Raw genomic sequence first — 2,763 nt, 5'->3', positions numbered from 1 at the left:
AAAATTGTATAGATTGTAATAGATTTGTGTAGTTATAAAATTGTGTAAAAAAAGATAATAAATTATGAAAACAAACTTCTCTTTATAACCTTCTTCTTTTAATCCATATGAAATACTTTATTTATTTGAAGAAATATAATGGCGCTCATTTACAGTGTTAATTAATTTTAGTATGAAATAAAAATATACATGAGAAAGAAATTTAATTCTAATCCACAAGTTACTACCGAAGATCTTGGTCATATTCTAGAAGAATCACTTATATTTATTTAGGATATTTTTTATTGCATATTTTGAGTATGTGTTTGATGATATACATGAGAAATCATGTTGCATATAGAACTCGTGTATCTTTCAGGTATTATTTTATGATAAAGTAGTAAGTGGATATGAGGGGTATAGTAAGTTAATACAAATTTTCGATTTGTTGGAGAATGGAAAAGATACGTTATTTAAGTAATAGTAAATTATTGAGTAAAGATGAACTTAGAGAAATTTTGGTTAAATTATTATTCTTTAATGAAGAAAATGCTTTGGTTGGTAAATTTGTGAATTATGTTCAACTTGATACTAGAATTTTTGGAGAATTTTACGAAGATTTGCTTCAATATGATTTGAGGATAGCTGAATATACTCTTCTCTTTGAGAATGGGGCATACTGTGTAACAAAAGTTAGCTAATTAGGGATAATAAATGAATTGTCAAAAATTTCACGATCTTTTAGTTCTGTATAAAGAGCTTAGTGAGTTTGAAGAAAGGTATGGCAAAGGTAAAACTATTGGCGATTGGATTGCATATATAGAAGAGATAGAAAATCAGGAAATTCAGAAAAAATCTGAGACTTTATCAGAAAAAATCTGAGACTTTAAATTTATGTTTTACGCAAGAACTTGATTTTCGTTGTGGAGAAAAGAAGGAATAAAAATGTGTTTTCGTTTAAAATTAGCTCAGAAAAATCATTATTAGATTAATGTATCTATAGCTGTATAGCTAATATTTGATAAGAATAACTTTTATATGTTGGTATGTCTAGTAAATTTAGTAGTTCACTTAACGATTATTATAATAATAAAAGTTATAACCAAAATATTTAATATTCTATATAGATTTTTTTAAATTAGTTTTTATTCTTGATTTTTGAATTCAATTAATATTCAATGTTAATTGAATTAGTTAATTGTTTGGTTTAACTAATATATATAGAGGTAATAATTTTTTTAGCCAATGCTGGCGATTTGTTTGTATGGTGTTAGAATGTTTTAGAAAAACAAGTTTTTTATTATATTTTTTATAAGCTTTTCATTGATTTTCTATGGTTGTAAAGTATATTAAAGAAAAGATGTAAGTTCAATATGGTTTGTTTTTGTAAAAGAACATGCAAGATTATTTTATATTGATATTTAGGTTTAAGATTATATAACTGAAACTAAATTAGTACACTAAAAATAATTGATACAAGTACTGTTATTGTTATTATTGCTATTTAAGTAATATATAAATATTCTTACATTGTTTTTGATTTTAAAAGGAGATGTTAAAATATGAAGTTAAGAGATTATGCTTTAATATTATTGTCCATAGCGGTAATTGCATTGGAAAGTTGCAAAGCTCAAAGTTTTCCTCTTGTAAGAGAGAGTCTAGATCTAGGTGTTTTTTCAGAAAGCAGAGAAAAGGTAGATATGGATGTAGATCTGAGTGAAGAGGTTAAATCAATTGCTGCTGAATTGTCTTATACATTTAATCTATCTAAAGATCAGAGAGAGGCATTTGAATATTTAAGAAAAGCATTAGTGGATGTTTTTAAAATACATAGTAATGATACATTTCGTGATTTTTTGTCTCAATTAGATGCTGATCAAGTTGCAAAAATTATGGACAATATTTTTGAACATCTATGTTTGATCAATGCATTAAAGGTATCTATTAATGATATCCAAGATCAAGATGTAAAAAATAACTTTGAAAATAGATTAAATGAAGCGGAAAAAGAGTACTTAAGATTATTAAGAGAGTATAGCGATATCAGTCGTGATGTTAAAGAGAGATATGAAAAGCTTTCAAATTCTAGTAATGGTGTTAATTTGCAGATTATTAGTACTGTTACTAAATAAAAATAATATAAATATATCATTCAATGATAAAGTCAATTAAGGGAAACATTTTTTTCTTTATTATGAAAATTGTTTTCCTTTTTGGCATTTTGGTGTGTCTCTTTATTAAAGATTTATCATTTTTTTATTTGGTAAGTATATTTTTTAATTCTTGATTTATTTATTTTTGTTTTGTTGGCTATCTAAAGTATAAAGATAAAGAAAAAAAATAAGGAGGCAAGAAAGGAATGAAAGAAATAAAAGAGATAGAAAATAGAGGGAGGGGAAGAGAGAGAAGGGGAAAGGAAAAGAAGGATTAGTGGAGTTATTAAGATGAGTATGGTGGTGATGATGGTGGGGGATGGTGGGATGTGGAAAGAAGTAAGCAATCAGGAGCTCAGAAGGGAGTTGGGAGTGGGTTAAGTGGTGCGATAATGATTGAAGTTGGGAGGAGTTGCTGAGAATGCTTTTTTGCTTTTTTGGAATTAGTTTTGGATGTTTTGAGCTTTACTGCAAAAACAACTACGAAGAAAGAGGATGTAGGAAGTTATTTTAGTGTTCTAGGTAGTAAGATTTGAGAAACATCAAGAGAGTTAGAAGAAGTAGCAAAAAAATCAGAAACAGGTGGTGATAAAAGCGATTCGTCCAAAAATTCAATTAGAGAAGTAGTTAA

At 26.9% G+C, this 2,763-nt stretch carries 3 protein-coding genes and 1 pseudogene; all 4 read left to right on the top strand.

The genetic code is table 11. The features are described 5' to 3' along the window. The first annotated feature begins 434 nt into the window (after positions 1-434). Positions 435-680, top strand: coding sequence for a hypothetical protein (locus tag U881_RS0105985; protein WP_024653649.1), 246 nt, complete (start codon positions 435-437; stop codon positions 678-680). A gap of 13 nt (positions 681-693) precedes the next feature. After that, on the top strand, positions 694-861 hold the full coding sequence (locus U881_RS12835; RefSeq protein ID WP_160164806.1) for a hypothetical protein: 168 nt from the start codon (positions 694-696) through the stop codon (positions 859-861). Positions 862-1,541: 680 nt separating this feature from the next. Next, positions 1,542-2,111 carry a BTA121 domain-containing protein surface lipoprotein gene (locus tag U881_RS0105975; protein WP_024653648.1) on the top strand — a complete coding sequence of 190 codons (570 nt, stop codon included), beginning with the start codon at positions 1,542-1,544 and terminating at the stop codon, positions 2,109-2,111. Between the two features lie 312 nt (positions 2,112-2,423). Further along, positions 2,424-2,763 (top strand): annotated as a pseudogene (locus U881_RS13335) (variable large family protein); the annotation flags it as partial.

The sequence above is a fragment of the Borrelia persica No12 genome, from assembly GCF_000500045.1.
Taxonomy (GTDB): domain Bacteria; phylum Spirochaetota; class Spirochaetia; order Borreliales; family Borreliaceae; genus Borrelia; species Borrelia persica.
This window is presented reverse-complemented; position numbering and strand designations above follow the sequence as displayed.